The sequence below is a fragment of the Lysobacter sp. Root916 genome (assembly GCF_001429785.1).
GTDB lineage: Bacteria > Pseudomonadota > Gammaproteobacteria > Xanthomonadales > Xanthomonadaceae > Lysobacter.
This window is the reverse complement of the sequence record NZ_LMJF01000013.1, coordinates 40,194-62,825: the sequence shown is the minus strand read 5'-3', so window position 1 is coordinate 62,825 and position 22,632 is coordinate 40,194. Positions and strand designations below refer to the sequence as shown.

The window sequence follows — 22,632 nt, the reverse complement described above, 5'->3', positions numbered from 1 at the left end:
GATGGAAGTGACAGGACCGGGCTCTGGTTTCCCCGCGCACAGCGCCACAGCGCCCTGCGCCAGGCCGAGCGGCGGTGGCGACGCGGTGCTTGCGGCGGTTCGGAAGCTTGCAGTTCCCCGGGTGTAGCCGTGTTCGTGCTGCGGCGGCAGCGACCGCTCCGCGGTATCGCGCCACGTCGGTCGTACCGGCGTGGCGGCGAAGACGGTTCATTGCGCCCAGCGCAATCCTACGTCCGCTCCGGCTCGGAAACGACCGCGCCGGTGTCGGCGGTCGCCCCGTAGGCGCCGCTCATCCGGCGCGGTCGCCGGACGATGCCGATGTTGGCGTGTCGGACGCGATGCGCCGGCGGGCCGAGCCCGCGCGGGTCGTTGCGTTCGGAAAGAAGAGCGGACCGGCGCAGGCAGGCGGCTATCCGCGCTGGAACGCGGAAGAAGGCGGGTAAGGGGGCTTGGGCGGAACGCGCGCCCGCGCAGCGGGCCGATCGGCGCAGAGGGGGTGAAGACGCCCCTGTCCCTATCAATATCTTAGCGCATGGGGGGCTTGCGGCAAGCCCCGCGCCGTGGCGCTAAATCGCCGACCGTAAGCCGGACCCTCCGGCCGTTGGAGCGACGACATGGGCGAGCGGTTGGTTCAAGACGAAATGCGTGGGCATGCGGTGGCGATCGCCGGAGGCGGCCCGACCGGACTGATGCTGGCGGCCGAATTGGCTTTGGCGGGTGTGGACGTCGCCATCGTCGAGCGGCGCGCCAATCGGGATCTGGTGGGCGCGCGTGCGGGCGGTCTGCATGCGCGCACGCTGGAGATCCTCGATCAGCGCGGCGTCGTCGAGCGATTCCTGTCGCAGGGACAGGTGGCCCAGGTCGCGGGCTTCGGCGGCACCACGTTCGACCTCGGCGACTTCCCGACCCGGCATCCCTACGGCCTCGGGCTGTGGCAGAACCACATCGAACGCATCCTCGCCGATTGGGTGGATGAGCTGTCGGTGACGATCTATCGCGGCTGCGAGGTCGCCGGTTTCGCCCAGGACGCCGCCGGCGTCGACGTCGCCTTGTCCGATGGCCGGAGCCTGCGCGCGCAGTACCTGGTCGGCTGCGACGGCGGACGCAGTCGGGTGCGCAAGGCCGCCGGCATCGAGTTCCCCGGCACCGATCCGAGCACCAGCGCCCTGATCGCGGAAGCGCAATTCAGCCAGCCGCCGGCATTGGGCGTCCATCGCGATGCCTTGGGCACGCATGGGTTCGGCAAGCTGGATTACGAGATCCGCGACGGCAAGGTGATCTACGGGGAAGGCGGGCCGACCCGGGTCATGGTGACCGAGGCGCAGGTCAGCACGACCGAACCTACTCTGCGCGATCTCAGTGCCGCCCTGATCGCCGTGTACGGCACCGACTATGGGATACATAGCCCCGCTTACATCTCGCGATTCACCGATACGACGCGTCAAGCCGCGAGCTACCGCGTCGGACGCGTGCTGCTGGCCGGCGACGCCGCGCACATACACAGCCCGATCGGCGGACAGGGCCTCAACACCGGCGTGCAGGACGCGGTGAATCTGGGCTGGAAGCTGGCTCAGGTCGTCCACGGCACCTCGCCGGAGGGTTTGTTGGACAGCTATCACGCCGAACGCCATCCGGTCGGCGCGCGCGTGTTGCGCAACACCCTGGCGCAGGTCGTATTGCATCGCAACGACGACCGCAGCAAGGCGGTGGCCGAGGTGGTGTCCGAACTGATGCGCATGGACGAGCCGCGCAAGCGCTACGCGGCGATGATGAGCGGCTTGGATATCCGATACGAGTTCGGCGAAGGCCATCCGCTGCTCGGGCGCCGCATGCCCGATCTCGAATTGATCGGCGCCGACGGCCCGCTGCGTGTCTATACCTTGCTGCACGAGGCCAGGCCGGTGCTGCTCAACCTGGGCGCACCCGGCGCCTTGGACCTCGCCGCGTGGACGGGGCGAGTGCGCTTGGTCGAGGCGCGCTACGCGGGGGTGTGGGAGCTGCCCGCACTGGGCATCGTCGCGCCGCCCACGGCCGTGTTGATACGGCCGGATGGCCATGTGGCCTGGGTGGGCGAGGGCACGCACGAAGGACTGCGCGAGGCGCTCGCCACCTGGTTTGGCGCGCCCGTCGAGAGCTGACGCGGGCGGCGTTATCGTTCGGGGTTTAACCCCCGGCGATCGCCTTCGAGCCTGCGACCGCTATGCGTCGCAGGCGCGGGGCGTAGCCTCGCGAACGTATCCGAACCTCAGGTGCCGACGTCCGCGACCGCGCGATCGAGCTCGGCGATGTCGATCTTGCGCATTTTCATCATCGCTGCGAACGCGCGTTTCGCGGTGTCGCCGCCCTGGGCCATCAGGTCGGTCAGGCGCCGCGGCGTGATCTGCCAGGACAGGCCGAAGCGATCTTCGCACCAGCCGCACATGCTCTCTTTGCCGCCGTTGTCCACGATCGCGTTCCAGTAGCGATCGGTTTCGGCCTGGTCGTCGGTGGCGACCTGGAAACTCACCGCTTCATCGAACTTGAATTGAGGACCTCCGTTCAACAGCAGAAACGGCATGTCGAAGATCGTCATCTCCACGGTCAGGACCTCGCCCTGCTTGCCGTCGGGATAATCGCCGGGCGCACGCGCCACCGCGTCTATGTGGCTACCGGGAAAAGTCGCGGCGTAGAACTGCGCGGCCTCTTCGGCGTTTTTGTCGTACCAAAGGCAGGGCTGGATCTTGGCGGTCATGCGCAACCTCCTGAGGTCAATCCGGGCGAGCGAGGGTACTGCGGCGCGAGCGAGTCTGGCGTGAAGTCGCCTCGCCCAGCTTTCGCGTCTTCGGCGAGCGCCACGCAAGGCCCACGCGCACGAAGCCCTGACCTGGCGTGGGCGATCCGTCGCCGGCACGCATGGCCGCGGTGGCGGTATCGGTCGTGGGAACGTGGCGGCTCGTGTCTGCGGCGACATCGCGGCGTTGCGCGAGGCGCGACGATCCGTGCCAGCGGTGCCCGATCGGCGGCGCGGCCTATGTCGTAGCATGAAACGCCCTGGCTTCGAGCGGGAGTTCTGCCTTGTCTTCGTTCTCCGATCCGCAAGCGGTCGCCCGCTACGCGCAGGGCCCGGTGCGCCAGGTGCCGGGCTTTCATGCCCTGCAGCAAATGACCCGGCTGCTGCTGGCCGAGCGCGTGCCCGACGATGGCCGCGTGCTGGTGCTGGGCGCCGGCGGCGGTTTGGAGTTGAAGGTGTTCGCCGAAGCGCAACCGGGATGGCGCCTGGTCGGCGTGGACCCGTCGGCCGAGATGTTGAAGCTCGCGGCGGTCACCTTGGGGCTGCTGGCGCCGCGCGCCGAACTCATCGAGGGCTATATCGACAGCGCGCCCGAGGGGCCCTTCGATGGCGCCGCCTGCCTGCTGACCCTTCACTTCCTCGATGCCGAAGAGCGCCTGCGCACCTTGATCGAACTCCGGCGGTGCATGCAGCCGGGCGCGCCGCTGGTCGTCGCCCACCACAGCATTCCGCTGGAACCGGAGCAGAAGCGGCGATGGCTGAGCCGCTATGCGGCCTTCGGGATCGCGTCCGGCGTCGCCGAGTTGGACGCCAACCATGCGATCGCCGCCATCGGCGCCAGACTGCCGCTGCTGTCGCCCGAGCAGGAGGTCGAGCTGTTGCAGCAGGCCGGCTTCGGTACGGTCGAGCTGTTCTACGCCGCGTTTAGCTTCAAAGGCTGGGTCGCCTACAACCCGGCCTAGCGTCGTTGCCCTCAGGGCCTCGCCGATCCGCCAGCGTTCACAGATGCAGCGCCTGCCGCAGGCGCAGCAACCAGCCGCTGTCCCTGGCGATCGGGCGGCCCGCATGCCACAGGCGCAGGTCGTCGGCGAACGCGAGCATGTCCGCATAGCCGCCGCGCGCGGCCATGGCTCGTTCGACGATGGACGTAAGGTCGCCGCCGAGGGTGCGCGCGAGCGCGCGGTTGTCGTGCAGACCGCGGCGTTGGGCGACGCTGGCCGGGGCGTCGATCAGCGCCAAGGCCATGCTCGGCGCGGCGCCGGGTTTCGCCGACAGCGGCGCGCGGCCGCACAGCAGGCGGAATGCGACCGCGCCCAGGGCGCGCACGTCGGCGCCGATGGCGATACGGTCGGCGTCGGGCGGCGTGGGTGCGGCGTCGAACAGCGAGGCGCTGCGGGCGGGTGCGGGCAGGCCGAAGCCGACCAGCTGGAGTTGCCCGGTTTCGTCCACCAGCAGGCTGCAGGCGGCCACATGCCGGTGGCGCACGCCGTGGTCATGGGCATAGGCGAGCGCGTCGCAGGCGCGAATCAGCAGGTCGACTCGCTGCGCCACGGGCAGACGGCGGGCGTCGCACCAGTCGTCGATGGCCTGGCCGTCGACGGGGCGGGCGGCGAACCAGGGATGCCCGTCGCCGTCGAGGCCGGCGTCCAGGATGGTGGCGATGCCCGGATGGCGCAGGGCGACCAGACGGCGACGGTCGGACAAGAAGGCGCCGATCGCATGCGGCTCGCGCAGGGTCGAATTCAGGCAGTGCAACACCACTTGCTGGCGGTAGCGGCCGTCGTCGCGGTAGGCGAGGTAGCGGCCGCCGCCGCAGGCGTCGGCTAGGGCGCGATCGATCCGCCATGCGCCCAGGCGCTCGCCGATGCGGGGATCGGCGGGCCCGGCGTGCGCGTGTTCGGGCGAGGCCAGCACCGCCAGATGGGCGACCAAGCCGCTGGGCAGCTCGTCGTCCAGGGCATGGCGGCAGCCGTCGGCGCGCAGCAGATGGGCCAGGGCCCCGTGCAGGCGCGGATTGGCGTGCTGGAGCGATTGCAACCATTCCGCACGTTGCGCCGCCGGCAGGTCGACGTAGTCGTCGAACAGGTCCAAGGCGCGAAGCTTGAGTTCGTCCATGGGTAAGCGGTGAGGCCGGCGGTGGGCGCGGTTGCGCCTGACACAGCAGATATCGCCGTGGCGCGCGGCATCAGGGCATGCAGGGGACACCGTTCGTCGCTGGAAAGACGAATCTGCGACCGGGTTAGCGCTTAGCGGTTCCGCTGCCGGGCCGCGCGCCGCCCTTAGGCAGCGCCGCAGTCAGATTGGTGGTGGAATTTTTACGTACGAAATATGTTCCATTTCCGCAGTTCTGGGCGCGTCGAAGGACCGCGGCCTTGAGCGCGTACGGCGGAATGCCTTGCGCCGGCGGCGCCGACAGCATGGCGCCGTCGCGCAAGGCGGTCAGATAGGCGCGCGATTCGCGGGTGGCGGGGCCCTCCGGTCCCTGGCGGCGCAGGTCGTCTTCGGCCGACCGGGTCAGCAGCGCCGCCGCATCGTCGTCGCGGCAGGTCTCATAGGCGTACAGCGCGCGGAACATCAGGCTCTCGTGGATGCCGGCGCTGGCGACATCGCTGTCGTCGGCGACATCGGCGGCCACCTGCCGCGCGAAGGCGGCGTCGGCGCGCGCGCGCTGTCCTTGCAGGTAGTCCAGCGAGATCGCCATCTGGCTGACCAGGCGGGTGAACGCGTCGTCGGTTTCGTAGTAGCGGGCCGCATCGGACTGGGCATGGCGCAGCAAGGCCTGCGCGCGTGGCAGGTCGGCCGGCGTGCCGCGCAGCATCAGCACGCGCGCCAGCAGCTGCGCCTCGCGCGAGGAGGGCAGGCCGGCCTTTTCCTTGATGCGCAGGTTGTCGCTCAACAGCGTTTCGATCTCGGCTGGATCGTCGGGCCGCTGGTTGCGCGGCGACAGGCTCAGCAGGCGCATCGCCAGCACGGTGTTCGCGCGTACCGTGGTTTCGTGGTTCCGGCCCAAGGTCCGCTCGCAGATCTGGGCGACTTCGCGCAAGGGAGCGATGCTGTCGCGGTTGTCGCCCGGCGCGGTGTAGGACGCGATCATCGACGCCATCGCGTACTCGGGGTGGTTACGCCCGTACGCGGCCTCGATCATCGCCAAGCCGGCCAGCAATTGCTGGCGGGCGATCACCTTGCTGCCGGCCAGGTATTGGGTATAGCCGAGCAATATCCAGGCGCGGCCGGTCTTGGGATGGTGCTCGCCCAAGGTGCGTCGGCGGCTTTGCAGCAGGCGTTCGCTGAAGGCCGGGTCGACCCGGCGGCTCTTGCGCAGCAGCATCATCACCAACTCGTCGCGGCCGTCGTCGGCGAGCACGGTGTTGGTCTTGTCGGCCAGCGCGATCGCCGAACTCAGATCGGCTTGCGCCTGTCGGAAGTAGGACACGCGCGAACGATAGTTGCCGCGGCGGATCAGCACCTGGGCCTGCAGTTCTTCGTTGCCGGGCCCGAGTGCGCGCGCCTGCGCGACGGCTTCGTCCAGCGTGCGCAGCGCGGCCGGCGGATGGCCTTGCCCCCACTCGGCCTGGGCGAGTTCGGCGCTGAAGTTGACTTTTTCCCGGCGCGCGGACGCATCGTTGCGGTCCGCCAACTGCGCCAGACGGGCCGTGGCCAAACGCGCGGCGTCGTCGAAATGCGCGCGTGCATTGAGCATCGAAACCTGGGTGGCCGACACGTAGCCGTCGTCGTCCCCGACCTCGCCCAGGGCGCGCATCGCCTCGGCGGCCAGGTCTTCGGCGCGCTTGTAATCGCCGATCACCGCGTTGCCGCGCGCGAGCGTGGCCAGGCTGTGCGCGAGCAGTTGCGGGTGGTCGTGCAGCGACATTTGGCGCAGTTGCGCCTCGGTCTTGTTCAACAGGGCGCGCGAGGAAAACGGCGCGCTGCCGAGCCCGGACAAGGTGGCGGTGCCCAGCGTGGACGCGAACAGTTGGCCAACCGCGAGGGTGGCGCGCGCCTCGCGCGCGGCGCGCTGGCCTTGCCATAGGGTGATGCCGGTGCCCGCGATCAAGACCAGCAATAGCGACGCGGCCAAGGCGGTCGCGGCGCCGTTGCGACGCATCAGCTTGCCCAGGCGGGCCAGGCGGCCGAGCGGGCGCGCCAGCACCGGCCGACCTTGCTGCCAACGGCGCAGGTCGGCGCCGAGCTCGCTGGCGCTGGCGTAACGGTCTTGCGGTTGCTTGGCAACCGCCTTGAGCGCGATCGCGCTGAGGTCGCCGGCCAACGCGTCGGCCAAGGCCGCGACGCTGCGCGCGCCGCGCTGCCGCGCCACCGATGCGGGCGTCGACGCCTGCAGCAGGCGCTCCATGGGCTCGGCGGCCGCGGAACTCCAGCCGGGCATGAGTTCGTGCAGGCTGTGTTTGGGCGCCGGCCATTGCGCGCACAGCAGGCGATAGGCCAGTACGCCCAGCGAATAGATGTCGACCGCGGGGCCGCGAATGCCGTCCCGCAGGCTTTCCGGCGCGCTGTAGTCGGGCGTGGCCGCGAGCTGCGGATCGGCAAGCGCGCTGCCGGTGAACAGCGAGGAAATGCCGAAGTCGACCAGATGCAGATGGCCATCCGCGGTGACCAACAGGTTGGCCGGCTTGATGTCGCCATGCAGCACGCCCTGCGCGTGCGCATGCGCGAGCGCTTCGCAGGCCTGGATCAACAGGCCCACGCGGGTGCGCACATCGGCGTTGCGGGCGTCGCACCATTCGTCGATCGGGGTGCCGTCGACATAACGCATCGCGAACCAGGGCCGGCCATCGCCGTCGATGCCGCCATCGACCAGACTGGCGATGCCGGCGTGGTCCAGGCGCGCCAGGTGATGGCGCTCGTCCAGGAAGGCGGCGACCAGATCGGGCGAGACCAGTTCGTTGCGGATGCACTTGAGCGCGACGCGCTGCTGGTAATGGCCGTCGTCGCGATGCGCCTCGTAGACCGCGCCCATGCCGCCGCGCGCGATCAGGCGTTGCAGGCGCCAGGGCCCCAGGTGGGTGCCGATGCGCGACTGGTCGGCGCAGTGCGCGTCGTCGTCGGGTGCGTCCTCGGAGTTGGCGGGCTGCTTGTCGGCCAGGAAATCCACGGCCGAGCGCCGCAAGACAACCTCGTCGCCGGCGTCGGCGTCCAGCAGCGCGCGCAGGGTCGCGTACAGCGGCGCGTCGCTGCGCGCCAGCGCCGCCAAGGCGCGCTCGCGCGCGGCCGATGGCATCGCCACGTACTCGTCGAACAATGTCAACGCACGCACGGACAAGGAGGTCATGGCGGTGTCGGCCAGGTCGGGCGTCCTGCGTTCAATGAGGTCTTACGTCGAGCCGTCGTCCGTGCCGCTCGGGTCCAGGGATGCGGCCAGGAAAGCGCGCGCTTTGCGCCAGTCGCGCCGCACCGTACGTTCGGTGACGCCTAGTACTTGTGCGATCTCCCCTTCGCTCATGCCGGCGAAGTAGCGCATTTCCACGACCTGACCCAGGCGCGGATCGACCGCGGCCAGATCGGTGAGCGCGCGGTCGATCGCGACAAGCTGATCCAGTTCCGGGTCGTAGGAGGGTTCTTGTACGGAATCGATTTCGCCGGGGTGGTAGTGCTCGGCGCGCTTGCTGGCCTGCAGGCGCCGCACTTCGTCCAGCACGGCGTAACGCATCGCGCGCGACAGCACCGACAACAGATGCTGGCGATTGTTGAGCGTGACCTCGTCCTGGTTGAGGCGCAGCCAGGTGCGGTTGATCAGCGAAGTCGGCGAACGCTCGCTGCCGCGCCAGCGCCGGCGCAGGTGCAGCCCGGCGACTTTATGCAGTTCCTGATACAGCAAGGTGTAGACCCGGTCCCAGGCGCCGGCCTGGCCGTTCTGGGCGGCCAGGATCAGTTGGGTGACGGAATCTATGGTGTCGCAGCCGAATTCGAACCCGGACGGGCTGCCGTCCGGGGTGCCCTGAAGCGCTTCTTGGGCCTGCTGCGTCATGGTATGGAGTGTTTCCGAATACGAAAGTTGTGTCCTTGAGAACGATAAATACGCCAAAGGCCGTCCACTGTCGATTGTTGCGGGCGCAACCGATGGTGAGTGGTCAGGTTTCGCTAACTAAGCGCTGTGCGACGCAGGTGAAAACCCCTACGTTTTGTTAGTGATATGCGGTGATTGCCCGCCCGAGCCGTAGCAGGTTTTGCGTTGCACACGGGCTGTGCGCGGGCATCGCACGGTGCTTCCCTGCCACGCCGACGGACGGCGTTATTTCTCCCGGAAGGCGATGCTGTCGTGGGCGACGTTAGTGCTTCGCACTCCGTCATATTGTGACGATCGTCGCTTTCCGTGGCCGGTGCGCTCAGGCGGTTATGGCGGCCAGCCGCGCGCGCAGCGTCGCGTAGTCGGCGCGCAGGGGTTCGGCCGACGCCGGGCGCGCCAAGGCCTCGGCCAGGGCGTGGGGCGGCGGCACCGCGCGACCGATCAAGGGCTCGACGATGCTGTCGAACTTGGCCGGATGCGCGGTCGCGACCACCGCCCACGGCCGGCTATCGCCTTGCGCGCGCAAGCCTTCCAACAGGTGCAGGCCGGTGGCGGTATGCGGGCAGGGCACGATGCCGTGGCGCTGCGGCGCGCGTCGGATGGTGTCGGTGATGGTGGCGTCGTCGACGGCGGTGGCGACGATCGCGGCACGCAGTTGCGCGTCGCTGCCGAACCAGTGGCGCAGGCGCTCGTAGTTGCTGGGCGCGCCCACGTCCATGGCGTTGGCGAGGGTGGCGCGGGTCGGCTGCGCGGCGTAATCGGCGCCGGCGAAGTAGCGCGGCAGGGTGTCGTTGGCGTTGGTGGCCAGGCGGATCTCGCCGATCGGCGCACCCATGCGTTGCGCGACCAGGGCCGCGCAAGCGTTGCCCAGATTGCCGGTGGGCACGATGAAGTTGAGTGCTTGGCCGTTGCGCGCCTGGTGCTGTGCGGCGGCATGCGCGTAGTAGGCGGCCTGCGGCAGCAGGCGCCCCAGGCTGATGCTGTTGGCCGAACTCAGCGACGAGGTTGCGCGCAGGGCCTGATCGGACAGCGCCTGCTTGGCCAGGCGCTGGCAGGCGTCGAAATCGCCGTCGACGCGATAGGCCTGGACGTTTTCGCCCCAGCAGCCCAGGCCGTGGGCCTGGCGCGGCGAGACGCGGCCGTCGGGGTAGAGGATCGCCACGCGGAAGCCGGGCCGGCGATGGAACGCCGCCGCGACCGCGGCGCCGGTGTCGCCGGAGGTTGCGACCACGATGGTGGTGGTCGGCGCGTCGGGCCGGCGCAGGGCCGACAAGGCCTCGGCGAGGAAGCGCGCGGCATAGTCCTTGAAGGCGGCGGTGGGGCCGTGGAACAGCTCCAGCAGCAGGTCGTCGGCTTGCGAGAGCGCACGCAACGGCGCGGGGAAGTCGTAGGCGCGGCGGCACAGTTCGGGCAGGCGCTCGCGCAGCGCGGAGTCGGCGAAGTAGGGCGCGAGCAGGGCCTGCGCGGTATCGGCGAGCGCGTCGCGCGCGGGCTGCGGCGGCAACTGCGGCAAGGCTTCGGGTACGTAGAGACCGCCATCGGGCGCGAGTCCGGCCGAGAGCGCGGCGTCGATCGAAGTCGCGGGCGTCTGGCCGCGCGTGCTGAAGTAATTCATGGGCGGTCTCGGGGCGGGGCGGCGTGGCTGCTTGGTGCGGTCGAAGAGCAAATCCCCCTCGGTCCCCCTTTTTCAAAGGGGGAGGACCAGTGGGTCTCTGGCGGGAAGGGGGATGCGTGCGGCGGTGGACGACCGGCGGGGGTCGAAGAGCAAATCCCCCTCGGTCCCCCTTTTTCAAAGGGGGAGGACCGGAGGGTCTCTGGCGGGAAGGGAGATGTGTGCGGCGGTGGGCGACCGGCGGCGGTCGAAGAGCAAATCCCCCTCGGTCCCCCTTTTTCAAAGGGGGAGGGCCAGTGGGTCTCTGGCGGGAAGGGGGGTGCGTGCGGCGGTGGACGACCGGCGGGGGTCGAAGAGCGAATCCCCCTCGGTTCCCCTTTTTCAAAGGGGGAGGACCGGCGGGTCTCTGGCGGGAAGGGGGATGCGTGCGGCGGTGGACGACCGGCGGGGGGCGAAGAGCAAATCCCCCTCGGTCCCCCTTTTTCAAAGGGGGAGGACCGGCGGGCTTTTGCGAAGGGGGAGGGCCAATGGACTTTTGCGAAGGGGGAGGACCAGCGGGCCTTCAGCGTGATGGGAGATCCGTGCAACGGCGCAAGACGAGGCACGCGACGCCCTGCTGTTCCCCCCTTTGAAAAAGGGGGGCAGGGGGGATTTGCGGTTGCGGTTGCGGTTGCCGCTGCCGTTATCGCCTCACTCCTCACCGATCACCTCCGCGCGCGGTCCCGCCACCGGCGTCACGTAGGCGCGCGAATCGAAGCCGGCGTCGGCGAAGGCCTGGCGCATCGCCGCCGAGGCGGCTTGCGCCTGCGCCTTGGATTCGAACCAGGCGAAACAACTGGGGCCGGCGCCGGAGATGCTGGCGCCCAGCGCGCCGTGGGCGAGCGCGGCCGCCTTGACCGCGGCGAAGCCGGGGATCAACGGCGCGCGCCGCGGTTCGACCAGCAGATCGACCAGGCCTTCGCGCAGCAAGCTGGCGTCGCCGCGCTGCAAGCCGGTCAGGAACAAGGCCAGGTGCGCGCTCTGCTCGACCACGGTGTGCAGCGGATAGGGTTCGGCGAGCACGGCGCGCGCGCGCCGCGTTTCCAGCACCTGGTCCGGATGCACCACCGCCGCATGCAGCCACTCGGGCACGGCCAACGGAATCATGCGCGTCGCCGTCGCCATGACCACGCCGCCGAGCAGCATCGGCGCGACGTTGTCGCCGTGGCGGCTGCCGCTGGACACCGACTCGCCGTCCAGCGCGAATTCGTACAAGGCCTCGCGCGGCAGCGGCGCGTCCAGCAGCGCGTTGGCGGCGACCACCGCGGCCACGCAGGACGCGGCCGAGCCGCCCAAGCCGGAGCCCAGCGGGATGCCTTTCTCCAGTTCCAGCTCGAAGCCATAGTCCAGGCCGAGTTTGTCGCGCAGCGCGATCAAGGCCTGGCCGGCGGTATTGCGCGCGGCTTCCAGCGGCAGGCCGGCGGCGCCGAGGCTGTCGCCGCGGATCGCGGCGATGCGCACCGTCGGCTCGGCGATGCGGCGTACCACGGCGACATCGCGCGGGCCCTCGATGGAATGCCCGAGCAGGTCGAAACCGACCCCGATGTTGCCGACGCTGCCGGGCGCGAAGGCGCGCACGCGGGAATGGGGTGTCGCAGCGCTCATGCGCGGGCTCCGAGGGTCTGCGCGATGGAAAGGATGTCGCCGAACACGCCGGCCGCGGTGACGTCCGGCCCCGCGCCGGGCCCTTGCACCACCAGCGGATTATCCGCGTAACGGCGGGTGCGGAACTGGATCAGGTTGTCGGTGAGCGCGCCATGCAAAGCGGCATGGCCGGGCGGCGGCGAGACCACGCCGACGCTGGCGCGGCCGTCGCGGTCCAGACGGGCCAGGTAACGCAGGCCAAGGCCGGCCGCGCGCGCCTCGTCGAAGCGCTGTTTCAGCGGCGCGTCCAGCTCGGACAAGCGGGCCATGAACTCGTCCTTGGAAACCGTGCGCAGCGCCTCGGGCACCAGGCTTTCGACCTCGACCTGCTCCAGCGACAGGGCGCGGCCGGCTTCGCGCGCCAGGATCACCAGCTTGCGGGCGACGTCGGTGCCGGACAGGTCGTCGCGCGGATCGGGCTCGGTGTAGCCCAGGCGATGGGCTTCGCGCACCAGCTCGGAAAACGCGGCGCTGCCGTCGTAGCGGTTGAACAGCCAGGCCAGGGTGCCGGACAGGATGCCTTCGACCTCGGTGAGCTCGTCGCCGGTGTCCAGCAGCGAGCGCAGGGTCTGGATCACCGGCAGGCCGGCGCCGACCGTGGCTTCGTAGCGGAACTTGGCGCCGCCGTTGCGGCTGGCGGCGCGGATCGCTTCGTAGCGCGGCAGCGGGCCGGCGCCGGCCTGTTTGTTGGGCGTGACCACGTGGATGCCGGCTTCCAGCCACTGCGGGTAGTAGGCGGCGACCGCATCGCTGCCGCTGCAATCGACGATCAGCGCATGCGGCAGGTGCTCGGCGCGCACGTGCGCGGCGAAGCGCGCCAGGTCCAACGCTTCGCCCTCGGCCAACGCTTCGACCGCGCCCTGCGGCGCCATCGCCTTGGGCGTGAGCTGCATGCGCCGGCTGTCGGCGATCGCGCGCAGGCGCAGTTCCAGTTTCGAATCCGGGTGGTGTTCGGAACTCAGGCGCGGCTGCGCATCGGCCAGCTGCGCGAGCAGGGCGCGACCGACCTTGCCGGGGCCGATCAGCCCGACCGACACGCATTGCGGCGACAGCCAGAACGCGGAGTGGGCGGCGCGCAGCGCGCGGGTGGCGTCGCGTGCGCCGATCGCGACCGAGATGTTGCGCTCGCCCGCGCCCTGCGCGATCGCGCGCACGTTCACGCGCGCCTGCGCCAGCCCGCCGAGTAGGCGCGCGGCGACGCCGGGCGTGCCGACCATGCCGTCGCCGACCGCGGCCAGCACGCATACGTCCGGGGTGACGCTGACTTCCTGGGCCTGGCCGTCGGCCATGGCATCGGCGAACGCGGCGACGATGGCCGCGCGCCCGCGCTGGGCCTGATCGGCGCGCACCACGCAGCAGATCGAATGTTCGGACGAGCCCTGCGAAATCATGGTCACCGACACGCCGGCGCCGCGCAGCGCGCCGAACAGGCGTTCGGCGGTGCCGGGCACGCCGACCATGCCGTTGCCGACCAGTTCCAGCACCGCCAGATCGTGGACCAGGCTCAGGCCCTTCACCGGCGCGCCGTCCACCGACGGCTGCGGCGTGATCAGGGTGCCGGGCGCGTCGGGATTGCGCGCGTTGCGGATGCGCAGCGGAATGCCGCGCTGCTGCACCGGCGCCAGCGTCTGTGGGTGCAGCACCTTGGCGCCGAAGTAGGCCAACTCGCAGGCCTCGGCATAAGACATCGCCGGCAGGCAGACCGCATCGGGCACCAGGCGCGGATCGGCCGACAGCACGCCGTCGACATCGGTCCAGATGGTCAGCGCGTCGGCGTCGAACAGGTGGGCGAAGATCGCCGCGGAGTAGTCGCTGCCGTTGCGGCCCAGGGTGGTCGCTTCGCCCTGCGCGTCGCGGGCGACGAAGCCGGTGACGACGATGCGTTCGCCGGGATGGCGCGCGCGCCAATCGGCCAGGCGCGCGCGGCTGGCGTCCCAATCCACGCCCACCCCCATCTCGCCCGGGTGCACCACCAGCACGTCGCGGGCGTCCAGACGCGTCCAGCCGGCGGCGTCGCCGCCGAGCGTGGCGTGCAGCAAGTGCGAGGACAGCACTTCGCCCAGCCCGGGCAAGGCGGCGGCGATGCGTTCGGCCTGCTCCTCGTTCCAGTGGCCGGCCGCCAGTCGGTCCAACTGCGCTTTGAGTTCGGTCAGTTCCTGGCGCAGCGCAGGCGCCAGACCCTGCTGGCCGCTGGGGTCGAGCTCGGCGGCAACATCGAGGTGGCGCTGACTCAGTGTGGACCAGGCCGGTTCCAGCGCCTCGCGCCCGCGTGCGGCCGCGGCCAGCGCGACCAGGGCGTCGGTGACGCCCTGCATGGCCGAGACCACGACCATGCGCGCCTGCGCGCCGTCGTCGATCAGCGGCGGAACGGCGCGGTAGCGGACGGCGTCGGCGACGCTGCTGCCGCCGAACTTGTGCACGTGGCGAGCGGGTGGGACGGCGGGCGAGGGTGGCGCGGACGACATGGCGAGAGCTCCGTTTGGGGCTCCGCGTCGCGACTTGGGTGTGGCCGGCAGGCCGCACCCGGATCGGGTGCGGAGCGGCGTGTTTGGATCAGTTGGACACGCCCGTCCGCACCACTGGGGTAGTGGTGGTACCGGTGGTGGTAATCGTCAGCGCTCGCGCGGCCGCGCCCCGGCCTTGCGGCTGGGCGGCGATGCGGGCGGTGGCGAGGGCGGGGTGCATGCGACAGCAATAACCGAGGTTTGTGCGGTGCGTCAAGCGGCGCGGATCGCCGTCACGCTCCGCAGGCGTTCGCCGGGCGCGGCGGACCTGGCGCGCGCGCGAGGATCAGCGCGGCTTCTTCGCGCGCGGCGCGCGCTTGGGCTTGGCCGGCGCGGGCGGCGGATCGCTCGCTCCCCAGGGCGGCGGCGGGGTCGCGATCGGCCGGGTCAGGTCGAACTCGACCCGGAACAGACGCCCGGGGCGCGCCAGCTTGTAGACGAAGCGGCGGCCGCTATCGAGTTCGATCGTCCATACGTTCTGCGCGGCCTCAGGCCGGCCCATGCGCCGGAACAGCGAACGCGAATCGGCATCCGCCGGGAATTGCGCTTCGGCGCTGTCGGCCGAGATCGCGATCTGCGCGCTGTCGCCGCCGTAGTGCGACAGAGGATCGGCGGCGCCGTCGGCGTGGCGGTGGTCGTGCTTGAGCCGCAGCTGGTGCCCGCGCGGGCTCAGCACCCAGGTGCGCGAGCGGTCGCTGCCGACGTGAAAGGGGATGCGGATCTCCTGCTTGTCGCATTCGCGCACGTGCATCACCAGGGCGCGGCCGGAATAGGGATCGGCCGCGTTCTCGGGGATGTCGGCGACCACGCGCCCCAGGTAGGCCTTGCCGCACAGGGCGGACAGGCGTCGAAACAGTTCGTGAGCGTCGTCGGCGACCGGTTCGGGCGCCGGCTCGCCGCGGAACGGCCATAGGGAGCAGGCGCTGGTTGCCAGCACGACGCAAAACAGGGCGATCAGGCGCGGCGAAGGTGGGTTCATGCGGCCGGAGCGTGCGTCGAGGTGATGACGTCATCGTGGCACGCGGTGCAGCCGTGCCGATAGGTGCAACCAATACGCTTCTAACGCACATCCGAGGCGCGCGATGTGAATACGGAAGCGGGGGGCGTCCGGGCTTTCGATCGCCGATCCGGGCGGCGCCGGCCCGGCGGAATGGCTCATGTCGGAATGTAATAACAGAATTGGAGAATTGGTCTCATTTGAAACTAAATGAACGGGCCTGCGTCTCACGACAGCGCGGGCCATGCGCGCGAGAGTTTTTTTGCTGCGCATTCCTCAAGGGCGACGGATGCCAGTGGAGTGGCGGGACGTTTAGCCGGACGTTACGGCTCGGCGCCGGGCCCGACGGCTGGGGCAGGCGCACGCAGTTCGCCCATTCGTTCATTCAAGGAGCAAGGCAATGAAGGACATATCCAAGGCAAGAAAGACGCTGCTGGCGTGCTGCATGGCGCTGGCGATCAGCGGAGCGGCCACGGCGGCGGAACCGGCCGGCGGCGGGCTGGCCGGGCGGGATCTGATCTACAGCTACGACGAGATGTTCGACTTCGACATCGACGCCTACCTGGCCAAGCGCGCACCGCATCTGTCGCGTTACGGCGAGACGATCTCGCACTGGGCCGGCTACAGCGGCATCAGCCCGAAGGTGCTGATCGCATTGATGGAGCAGCAAAGCGGCGTGGTCACGCGCCGGCGCGCGGCGGCCGACGGCATGAGCCGGCCGTTCGGCAAGCTCGCCCAGAGCCGCGACTTCAGCGCGCAAACCCGCGAAGTGGCGGTGGCGCTGCGCGAGGCGCTGTACGCGCAGGACGCCGCCGACGCGAAGGGGCCGGTGTCGTTGGCACGCGTCAATCCGTTACAGACCTTGTTCGCGCGTGCGGGCGCCAGCCCGGCCAGCGCGGCGCTGAGCGGCGACGGCGAGTTCCAGCAGGTCTACGCCGGCCTGTTCAACGAGACCCGCAAGGCGGCGACGCCGTCGCCGCGCTTCGCGGCGCAGGCCGGTCCGGACGTGGGCGCCCTGGCGGGGCCGGCGAACGGCTTCCTGCAGTTCCCGTTCCCGCGCGGGCAGCGTTGGCATGTCGGCGGCGCGCATACCAACACCGGCTCGGGCAACTACCCGATGTCGTCGCTGGACATGTCGATCGGCGGCGGCTGGGGCAGCAACCAGAGCAATACCTGGGTGTCCTCGTCGGCGGCGGGCTCGTTCAAGCGCCACTCGTCGTGTTTCGCCGAAGTCGTGCATAGCGGCGGCTGGTCGACCACCTACTACCACCTGATGAACATCCAGTACGCCACCGGCGCCAGCGTCGCGGCCAATACCCGCATCGCCAATCCGGCCAACACCCAGAGCCAGGCGCTGTGCAACGGAGGCTCCTCCACCGGCCCGCACGAGCATTGGTCGCTCAAGTCCAACGGCAGCCACTACCACCTCAACCAGGTGTATCTGTCGGGCTTCCTGATCACCGCGACCGGCAGCAGCTACGACACCAACTGCAATCGCTTCTATCTGACCAAGAACGGAACCAAGTACTGCTCGGGCTACTTCACCAACCCGTGATGCACGCGGGCGCGCCGGCGCCCGTGGTTTTCCCCGTGGCGCGTCCGGCCGGCGAATCCGGCCGGACGTCGCCGCGCTAGCGGAGCGCTCGCGCGTGGACGCCTTATCGGGGCTTGCCGGATGAGACGACTCCGCCATTGCCGCTGGTGGTAAACAGGAAGCGCGCCTCGGACGAGCCGTCGGGTAAGCGGATCAGGCGATGGGAAAAGACGGGCATGGGCAGGGTCGTCTGCTCGCGGAACTCGCGGGTCCATGCATTGAACGCTTTGCCCTCCTTGCCGACGTTGATCAAGCCCGCGCAGAATCTGAGGCCACAGGCGAAACGGCCCAGGGGGTCCAGCTCGGGGTGGCGTTGTAGCGACGCTTCGATCTCCATGCGGTAGGCGGCACTGCGCTCGCTCGCCTCCGCGGTGTTCCCCGCCTGCAGCGATACGATGAAATCGTCGAAATTCTTGGCGCCCAATGCGGCTTGCGCGTTGTCGTTGACCATGTCCTGGGTCAGCAATGCGGCCTCTATCGGCGGCAAGGCCTGCGCGCCGTTGGCATGGTCGTTTCCAGCGGAACGCTGAGCGGGATAGGGCGACGTCTGCCGCGCGTCCGACGGCTCGGAATAGGCGCTCGCCTCGCTTCCGTCCGTCCGCGTTTCCGGCGCGTCCGAGGCATCGTGCGCAATGGGCGCATTGACCGCTCCCTCCGGTGCCCGCCGACCGACGAACCAAAACGCGGTGGCGACAGCCGACAAGACCACGACGGCAACAATCAGTTTTCGCATTCGGGATGTCCTCGATCAGCGGTGATTAATAGCCAAGACGGCGACGCGATCCCGCTCAGCCGCCCCATGGCGGCGGAGGCGGGGCGATCGGCTGGCTGAGGTCGAATTCGACCCGGAACAAACGCCCGGGGCGCGCGAGTTCGTAGACGAAGCGCTGCGCGTCGATCTCGACCGCCCACACGTTCGGCACCGAGACCTCGCGGCCCAGTTTGCGGAACATGTCCTGGCTGTAGGCGTCGGCCGGAAATTCGTAGCGGCCGGCGATCTCGCCCGGGCGCTGCACGCCGGGCGCACGCTGATCGCCGCCGTACTGGGTGAGCGCATCGGGGCTGCCATCTGCGTGGCGATGATCGTGCTTGAGCCGCAGCCGGCCGTCGCGCGCGCTGAATACCCAGGTGCGCGAACGGTCCTCGCCGACATGAAAGGGCACGCGGATCTCGGTCAGGCCGCAATTGCGTACATGCATGATCAGCGGCTTGCCGGCGAAGGGATCGTCCGCGCTCTTGGGCGTGTCGACCACGACGCGGCCGGCGTAGGCCTTGCCGCACAGCGGGCGCAGGCGCTGCAGCGGATCGGCCGGGTTCGGCGCGGCAGCGGCATTCGGCGTCGCTGGCGCGGGCTTGGGCGCGGGCGCGGCGCAGGCCGACAGGGCCAGGAGGAGCGCTGCCGCCCATCCGGCAGGGCCTACGGCGATACGAGGCGAGGAAAGCTGACTGGGGTGGCTGGGCATCGTCACACGCTAGCCTGCGCGGCCACCGCAGGCAATGCGCGGACGCCAGCGCGCACAGGCCCGGCGCGCGCGGCGGACGCGCCCGCCGGAATCCGCCCGTGCCAGCCTGGGTGCGGATTGGCGCCGACCCGAATTTCCATGTCTAATGCGCACTGAAGCGGGGGTACCGCGGCGGTTCCAGGCCGGCGGTTGAGACAGTCCCTTCGAACCTGATGCGGTTGAGACCGCCGTAGGGAAGCTTCGCCGGCCGCGCTTCGCGGCCGTGCGCCGCCCGCTTTGTGCGAGTCCCTCGCATGCGCCCGCACGTTTCGTGCGGATGTCTTCATCAAAAAGCGGATCCGATCCCATGAATGCGGTGCCCTCCGAACTGCTGCAGCAGGCCGAACGTCTTTCGGCCGACGTCGTGCGTCCGATTCCCGGTTCGCGCAAGATCCACGTCGAAGGTTCGCGCGCGGACCTGCAAGTGCCGATGCGCGAGATCGCGCTGGCGCGCACGCCGACCATCTTCGGCGGCGAGGACAACGCCGCGCTCGCGGTCTACGACACTTCCGGCCCCTACACCGATCACGACGTCGAGATCGATCTCGCCGCCGGCCTGAAGCCGCTGCGCGCGAACTGGATCGCCGAGCGCGGCGACACCCAGGCGCTGAGCGGGCTGTCGTCGGAGTTCGGACGCAAGCGCGAGCACGACCCCAAGCTGGCCCACGTGCGCTTCGGCAACCGGCCGCTGCCGCGCCGCGCGATCGCCGGCGCCAACGTGACCCAGATGCATTACGCGCGCCGCGGCATCGTCACCCCGGAGATGGAATACATCGCGATCCGCGAGAACCAGCGCCTGGAAGCGATCCGCGAGGCCCACCTGCTCAACCAGCACGCCGGCCACAGCTTCGGCGCCGACATCCAGAAGATCATCACGCCGCAGTTCGTGCGCGACGAGGTCGCTCGCGGCCGCGCGATCATCCCCAACAACATCAACCACCCGGAAAGCGAGCCGATGATCATCGGCCGCAACTTCCTGACCAAGGTCAACGCCAACATCGGCAATTCGGCGGTGTCCTCGGGCATCGCCGAGGAAGTCGAGAAGCTGGTGTGGTCGATCCGCTGGGGCGCCGACACGGTCATGGACCTGTCGACCGGCAAGCACATCCACGAAACCCGCGAGTGGATCATCCGTAATTCGCCGGTGCCGATCGGCACGGTGCCGATTTACCAGGCCCTGGAAAAGGTCGACGGCCGCGCCGAGGAGCTCAACTGGGAGATCTTCCGCGACACCCTGATCGAACAGGCCGAGCAGGGCGTGGACTACTTCACCATCCACGCCGGCGTCTTGCTGCGCTACGTGCCGCTGACCGCCAAGCGCGTGACCGGCATCGTCTCGCGCGGCGGCTCGATCCTGGCCAAGTGGTGCCTGGCGCACCATAAGGAGAATTTCCTCTACGCCCACTTCGAGGAAATCTGCGAAATCATGAAGGCCTACGACGTGGCCTTCTCGCTGGGCGACGGCCTGCGTCCGGGCTCGATCGCCGACGCCAACGACGCGGCCCAGTTCGGCGAGCTGGAGACCCTGGGCGAGCTGACCAAGATCGCCTGGAAGCACGACGTCCAGACCATGATCGAAGGCCCCGGCCACGTGCCGATGCAGTTGATCAAGGAGAACATGGACAAGCAGCTCGAGGTTTGCGGCGAGGCGCCGTTCTACACCCTGGGGCCGCTGACCACCGACATCGCGCCGGGTTACGACCACATCACCTCGGCGATCGGCGCGGCGATGATCGGTTGGTTCGGCACGGCGATGCTGTGTTACGTGACGCCGAAGGAGCACTTGGGCCTGCCCAACAAGCAGGATGTGCGCGAAGGGCTGATGGCCTACAAGATCGCCGCGCACGCGGCCGATCTGGCCAAGGGCCATCCGGGGGCGCAGGCGCGCGACAACGCGATGAGCAAGGCGCGCTTCGAGTTCCGTTGGGAAGATCAGTTCAATCTGGGGCTGGATCCGGAGCGGGCGCGCGAGTATCACGACGAGACGCTGCCCAAGGATGCGCACAAGGTGGCGCACTTCTGCTCGATGTGCGGCCCGCACTTCTGTTCGATGAAGATCACCCAGGACGTGCGCGATTACGCGAAGGAGCATGGGGTCGAGACCGATGCCGCGCTCGAAGTGGGCATGGCCGAGAAGTCGGCGGAGTTCCTGGCGGCCGGAGCGGAGCTCTATCGGGCCAGCTAAGCCGTCGCCCCGGGTGGCCCGGGGCGCGACGCGGTCGAGTGGAGGCGGCGATGTCCGCCTCCACCCGTCACCTGGGGCGAGCCGGCCTTATTCGGCCAGGCAGCGCATCAGCTTTTCGTCTTTCAGCAAGCTGTTGATCGCTTGCGAGACGACGTCGTTGACGAACAGGTTGTTGGACTTTGCGCCCTGCACTATCTGTACGTTCTTGCGGTACTCGCCGCGGTACATCTGCTCGTAGGGACGCGCATTGCCCTTGATGCAGATGCCCTTGAGCAGGAACTCGATGTTGAGCTTACCTGCCCAGAACCCGGAGTTGAGCACGTAGTCGAGGTTGCGGATTTCCACGCGCAGTTGGTTCTCGAGCGGGCCATTGGTGGCGAAGCCCTGCTTCTGCAGGCCCTGCACGATGGACGCTTCGAGGATCTTGGGCAGATCGCCGTCCACGGTCAGCTGTTCGCCGATACCGGACACGCCGCGTGTTCCCAGCGTCGAGCGCGGACGCTCGTCTGCGACATTGACCATGGTCAGCTTGCCGGAGCCGATCGTGCTTTGCGGCGCGTCGACCTTGGGTTCGATGCGGACGGCTTGTTTCTGAAAGGCGCAGCCAGACAGCACGACTGCCGCGATCGCTACGATCGCAGTCCTGAATAACGACATTTCGGTGTTCCCCCTGGTTTCATACGACCGCCCGCGTCGGGCGGCGGTAGATTCTCGGGGACGCTGATGGCCCGTACAAGCGCGGTGCGACGAACCGATTCGGCGCGTGCACGCGGGCGCAGCGCCGGTGGTTGCGGACTGCGTTGAGCGCAGGCATTGCCGCCCGTCGCGGTGCGGTGCAGTTGCTGGAGAGGGGGCGTCGCAGCGGTCCGTGTCTTGGATTTCGAAAGAATTCGATATCCCGGCCTTTCGAGTCGACTCTTGCGGCGCTACCCGAGGGCGGCCTCAGACCGACGCTTCGGCACCGCCGCGACCCGATCCCCGCCCCCTGTGCGCCGCCCGCCAAGTCCTGCACACTCCGCCGCATGAGCGACCGCAACTACGCCTCCTTGAAATGGCGCGCCATCGCGCGCCGGCATCCGTCGGCGTTTCTGCTGGCCGCGCAGCTGCTGAGCATGCTGGCCTATCCGCTGTTCGAGCCCTCCGGCGGCGGGCGGGTCGTGTTCGGCGCGTTCGGCGTGCTGGTGCTGACCCTGGCGGTGTGGGTGGTGGACCGCAGCCCGGCGGTCAAGTGGATCGCGTGGCTGCTGGCGGTGCCGGCGTTCGCGCTGTCGATCCTGTCGGTGCTGATAAGCAGCGACCTGCTGCTGGTGGCCTCGTCGGCGCTGGAGGCGCTGTTGTACTTCTACGCCGCCGGCAGCCTGATCGCCTACATGATGAGCGACCACCGGGTCACCGCCGACGAGCTGTTCGCGGCGGGCGCGACCTTCACCTTGCTGGCCTGGGGATTCGCCTACGCCTTCCTGGTCTGCCAGGCCTGGTACCCCGGCAGTTTCGTCGGCGCCGAGCGCCCGGGCGAGCCGCGGACCTGGATCGAACTGTTGTTCCTGAGCTTCACCAATCTTTCCGCGGTCGGTCTGGGCGACGTGATTCCGCTGGGCTCGGGCGCGCGCGTGCTGGTGATGCTGGAGCAGTTCGCGGGCGTGGGCTACATCGCCGCGGTGGTGTCGCGTCTGATCGGCTTGACCATCCTGCGCCAGGAGCGTCGTTGAGCCCGACGCCGATCGGGCGCGGCCGGACCCGTCGTTAAGCACGCATGCAGCGAA

Annotated in this window: 16 protein-coding genes and 1 riboswitch; of the genes, 5 read left to right on the top strand and 11 right to left on the bottom strand. The window is 69.3% G+C overall.

The window, feature by feature from the left end; genetic code table 11:
- Positions 1-614: 614 nt before the first annotated feature.
- Positions 615-2,138, top strand: a complete 1,524-nt coding sequence (locus ASE35_RS12785; protein ID WP_200957026.1) for an FAD-dependent monooxygenase — start codon at positions 615-617, stop codon at positions 2,136-2,138.
- 107 nt (positions 2,139-2,245) lie between these two features.
- Here the strand turns inward: ASE35_RS12785 and ASE35_RS12780 are convergent, their stop codons facing one another.
- Positions 2,246-2,731 (bottom strand): VOC family protein, encoded by a 486-nt coding sequence (locus tag ASE35_RS12780; protein WP_056180138.1) that lies wholly within the window; start codon positions 2,729-2,731, stop codon positions 2,246-2,248.
- A 323-nt stretch (positions 2,732-3,054) separates the two neighbouring features.
- Here ASE35_RS12780 and ASE35_RS12775 point away from each other — a divergent pair, with 323 nt between their 5' ends.
- Positions 3,055-3,732, top strand: coding sequence for a class I SAM-dependent methyltransferase (locus ASE35_RS12775; protein ID WP_057164102.1), 678 nt, complete (start codon positions 3,055-3,057; stop codon positions 3,730-3,732).
- A 37-nt stretch (positions 3,733-3,769) separates the two neighbouring features.
- On the opposite strand, the gene ASE35_RS12770 is transcribed toward ASE35_RS12775, so the two are convergent.
- The 7 genes from ASE35_RS12770 to ASE35_RS12740 form a co-directional block, all read right to left on the bottom strand.
- On the bottom strand, positions 3,770-4,885 hold the full coding sequence (locus ASE35_RS12770; protein WP_057164100.1) for a protein kinase: 1,116 nt from the start codon (positions 4,883-4,885) through the stop codon (positions 3,770-3,772).
- 124 nt (positions 4,886-5,009) lie between these two features.
- Complete coding sequence (locus ASE35_RS12765) at positions 5,010-8,057, bottom strand: serine/threonine-protein kinase (protein WP_057164099.1); 3,048 nt, start codon at positions 8,055-8,057, stop codon at positions 5,010-5,012.
- Between the two features lie 42 nt (positions 8,058-8,099).
- Complete coding sequence (locus tag ASE35_RS12760) at positions 8,100-8,753, bottom strand: ECF-type sigma factor (RefSeq protein WP_057164097.1); 654 nt, start codon at positions 8,751-8,753, stop codon at positions 8,100-8,102.
- Between the two features lie 358 nt (positions 8,754-9,111).
- Positions 9,112-10,407, bottom strand: a complete 1,296-nt coding sequence (gene thrC, locus ASE35_RS12755) for a threonine synthase (RefSeq protein ID WP_057164096.1) — start codon at positions 10,405-10,407, stop codon at positions 9,112-9,114.
- Between the two features lie 687 nt (positions 10,408-11,094).
- Positions 11,095-12,048, bottom strand: a complete 954-nt coding sequence (locus ASE35_RS12750; protein WP_056180122.1) for a homoserine kinase — start codon at positions 12,046-12,048, stop codon at positions 11,095-11,097.
- Positions 12,045-14,552, bottom strand: coding sequence for a bifunctional aspartate kinase/homoserine dehydrogenase I (gene thrA / locus ASE35_RS12745; RefSeq protein ID WP_057164094.1), 2,508 nt, complete (start codon positions 14,550-14,552; stop codon positions 12,045-12,047). Before thrA ends, ASE35_RS12750 begins: the two co-directional genes overlap by 4 nt.
- A 325-nt stretch (positions 14,553-14,877) precedes the next feature.
- The gene (locus ASE35_RS12740) at positions 14,878-15,570 is read right to left on the bottom strand and encodes a hypothetical protein (protein ID WP_056180115.1); all 693 of its coding nucleotides are present in this window, start codon (positions 15,568-15,570) and stop codon (positions 14,878-14,880) included.
- A gap of 418 nt (positions 15,571-15,988) precedes the next feature.
- Between ASE35_RS12740 and ASE35_RS12735 the strand changes: the two genes are divergently transcribed.
- Positions 15,989-17,143, top strand: a complete 1,155-nt coding sequence (locus ASE35_RS12735; protein WP_157489455.1) for a M23 family metallopeptidase — start codon at positions 15,989-15,991, stop codon at positions 17,141-17,143.
- A 103-nt stretch (positions 17,144-17,246) separates the two neighbouring features.
- Here the strand turns inward: ASE35_RS12735 and ASE35_RS12730 are convergent, their stop codons facing one another.
- Both ASE35_RS12730 and ASE35_RS12725 read right to left on the bottom strand, forming a co-directional pair.
- A complete protein-coding gene (locus ASE35_RS12730; RefSeq protein ID WP_057164090.1) occupies positions 17,247-17,915 on the bottom strand; it encodes a hypothetical protein in 669 nt (222 codons plus the stop codon).
- 55 nt (positions 17,916-17,970) lie between these two features.
- Positions 17,971-18,645, bottom strand: coding sequence for a hypothetical protein (locus ASE35_RS12725; RefSeq protein ID WP_057164088.1), 675 nt, complete (start codon positions 18,643-18,645; stop codon positions 17,971-17,973).
- 149 nt (positions 18,646-18,794) lie between these two features.
- Positions 18,795-18,899, top strand: a riboswitch (TPP riboswitch).
- 92 nt (positions 18,900-18,991) lie between these two features.
- On the opposite strand from ASE35_RS12725, the gene thiC reads away from it, so the two are divergent.
- The gene (gene thiC / locus ASE35_RS12720) at positions 18,992-20,869 is read left to right on the top strand and encodes a phosphomethylpyrimidine synthase ThiC (RefSeq protein WP_057164086.1); all 1,878 of its coding nucleotides are present in this window, start codon (positions 18,992-18,994) and stop codon (positions 20,867-20,869) included.
- Between the two features lie 87 nt (positions 20,870-20,956).
- Here thiC and ASE35_RS12715 read toward each other — a convergent pair whose 3' ends face one another.
- Entirely contained in the window at positions 20,957-21,484 is a 528-nt protein-coding gene (locus ASE35_RS12715) for a YajG family lipoprotein (RefSeq protein WP_056180103.1), read from the bottom strand.
- 407 nt (positions 21,485-21,891) lie between these two features.
- On the opposite strand from ASE35_RS12715, the gene ASE35_RS12710 reads away from it, so the two are divergent.
- Positions 21,892-22,578 carry an ion channel gene (locus ASE35_RS12710; RefSeq protein ID WP_056180100.1) on the top strand — a complete coding sequence of 229 codons (687 nt, stop codon included), beginning with the start codon at positions 21,892-21,894 and terminating at the stop codon, positions 22,576-22,578.
- The last annotated feature ends 54 nt before the right edge of the window (positions 22,579-22,632 follow it).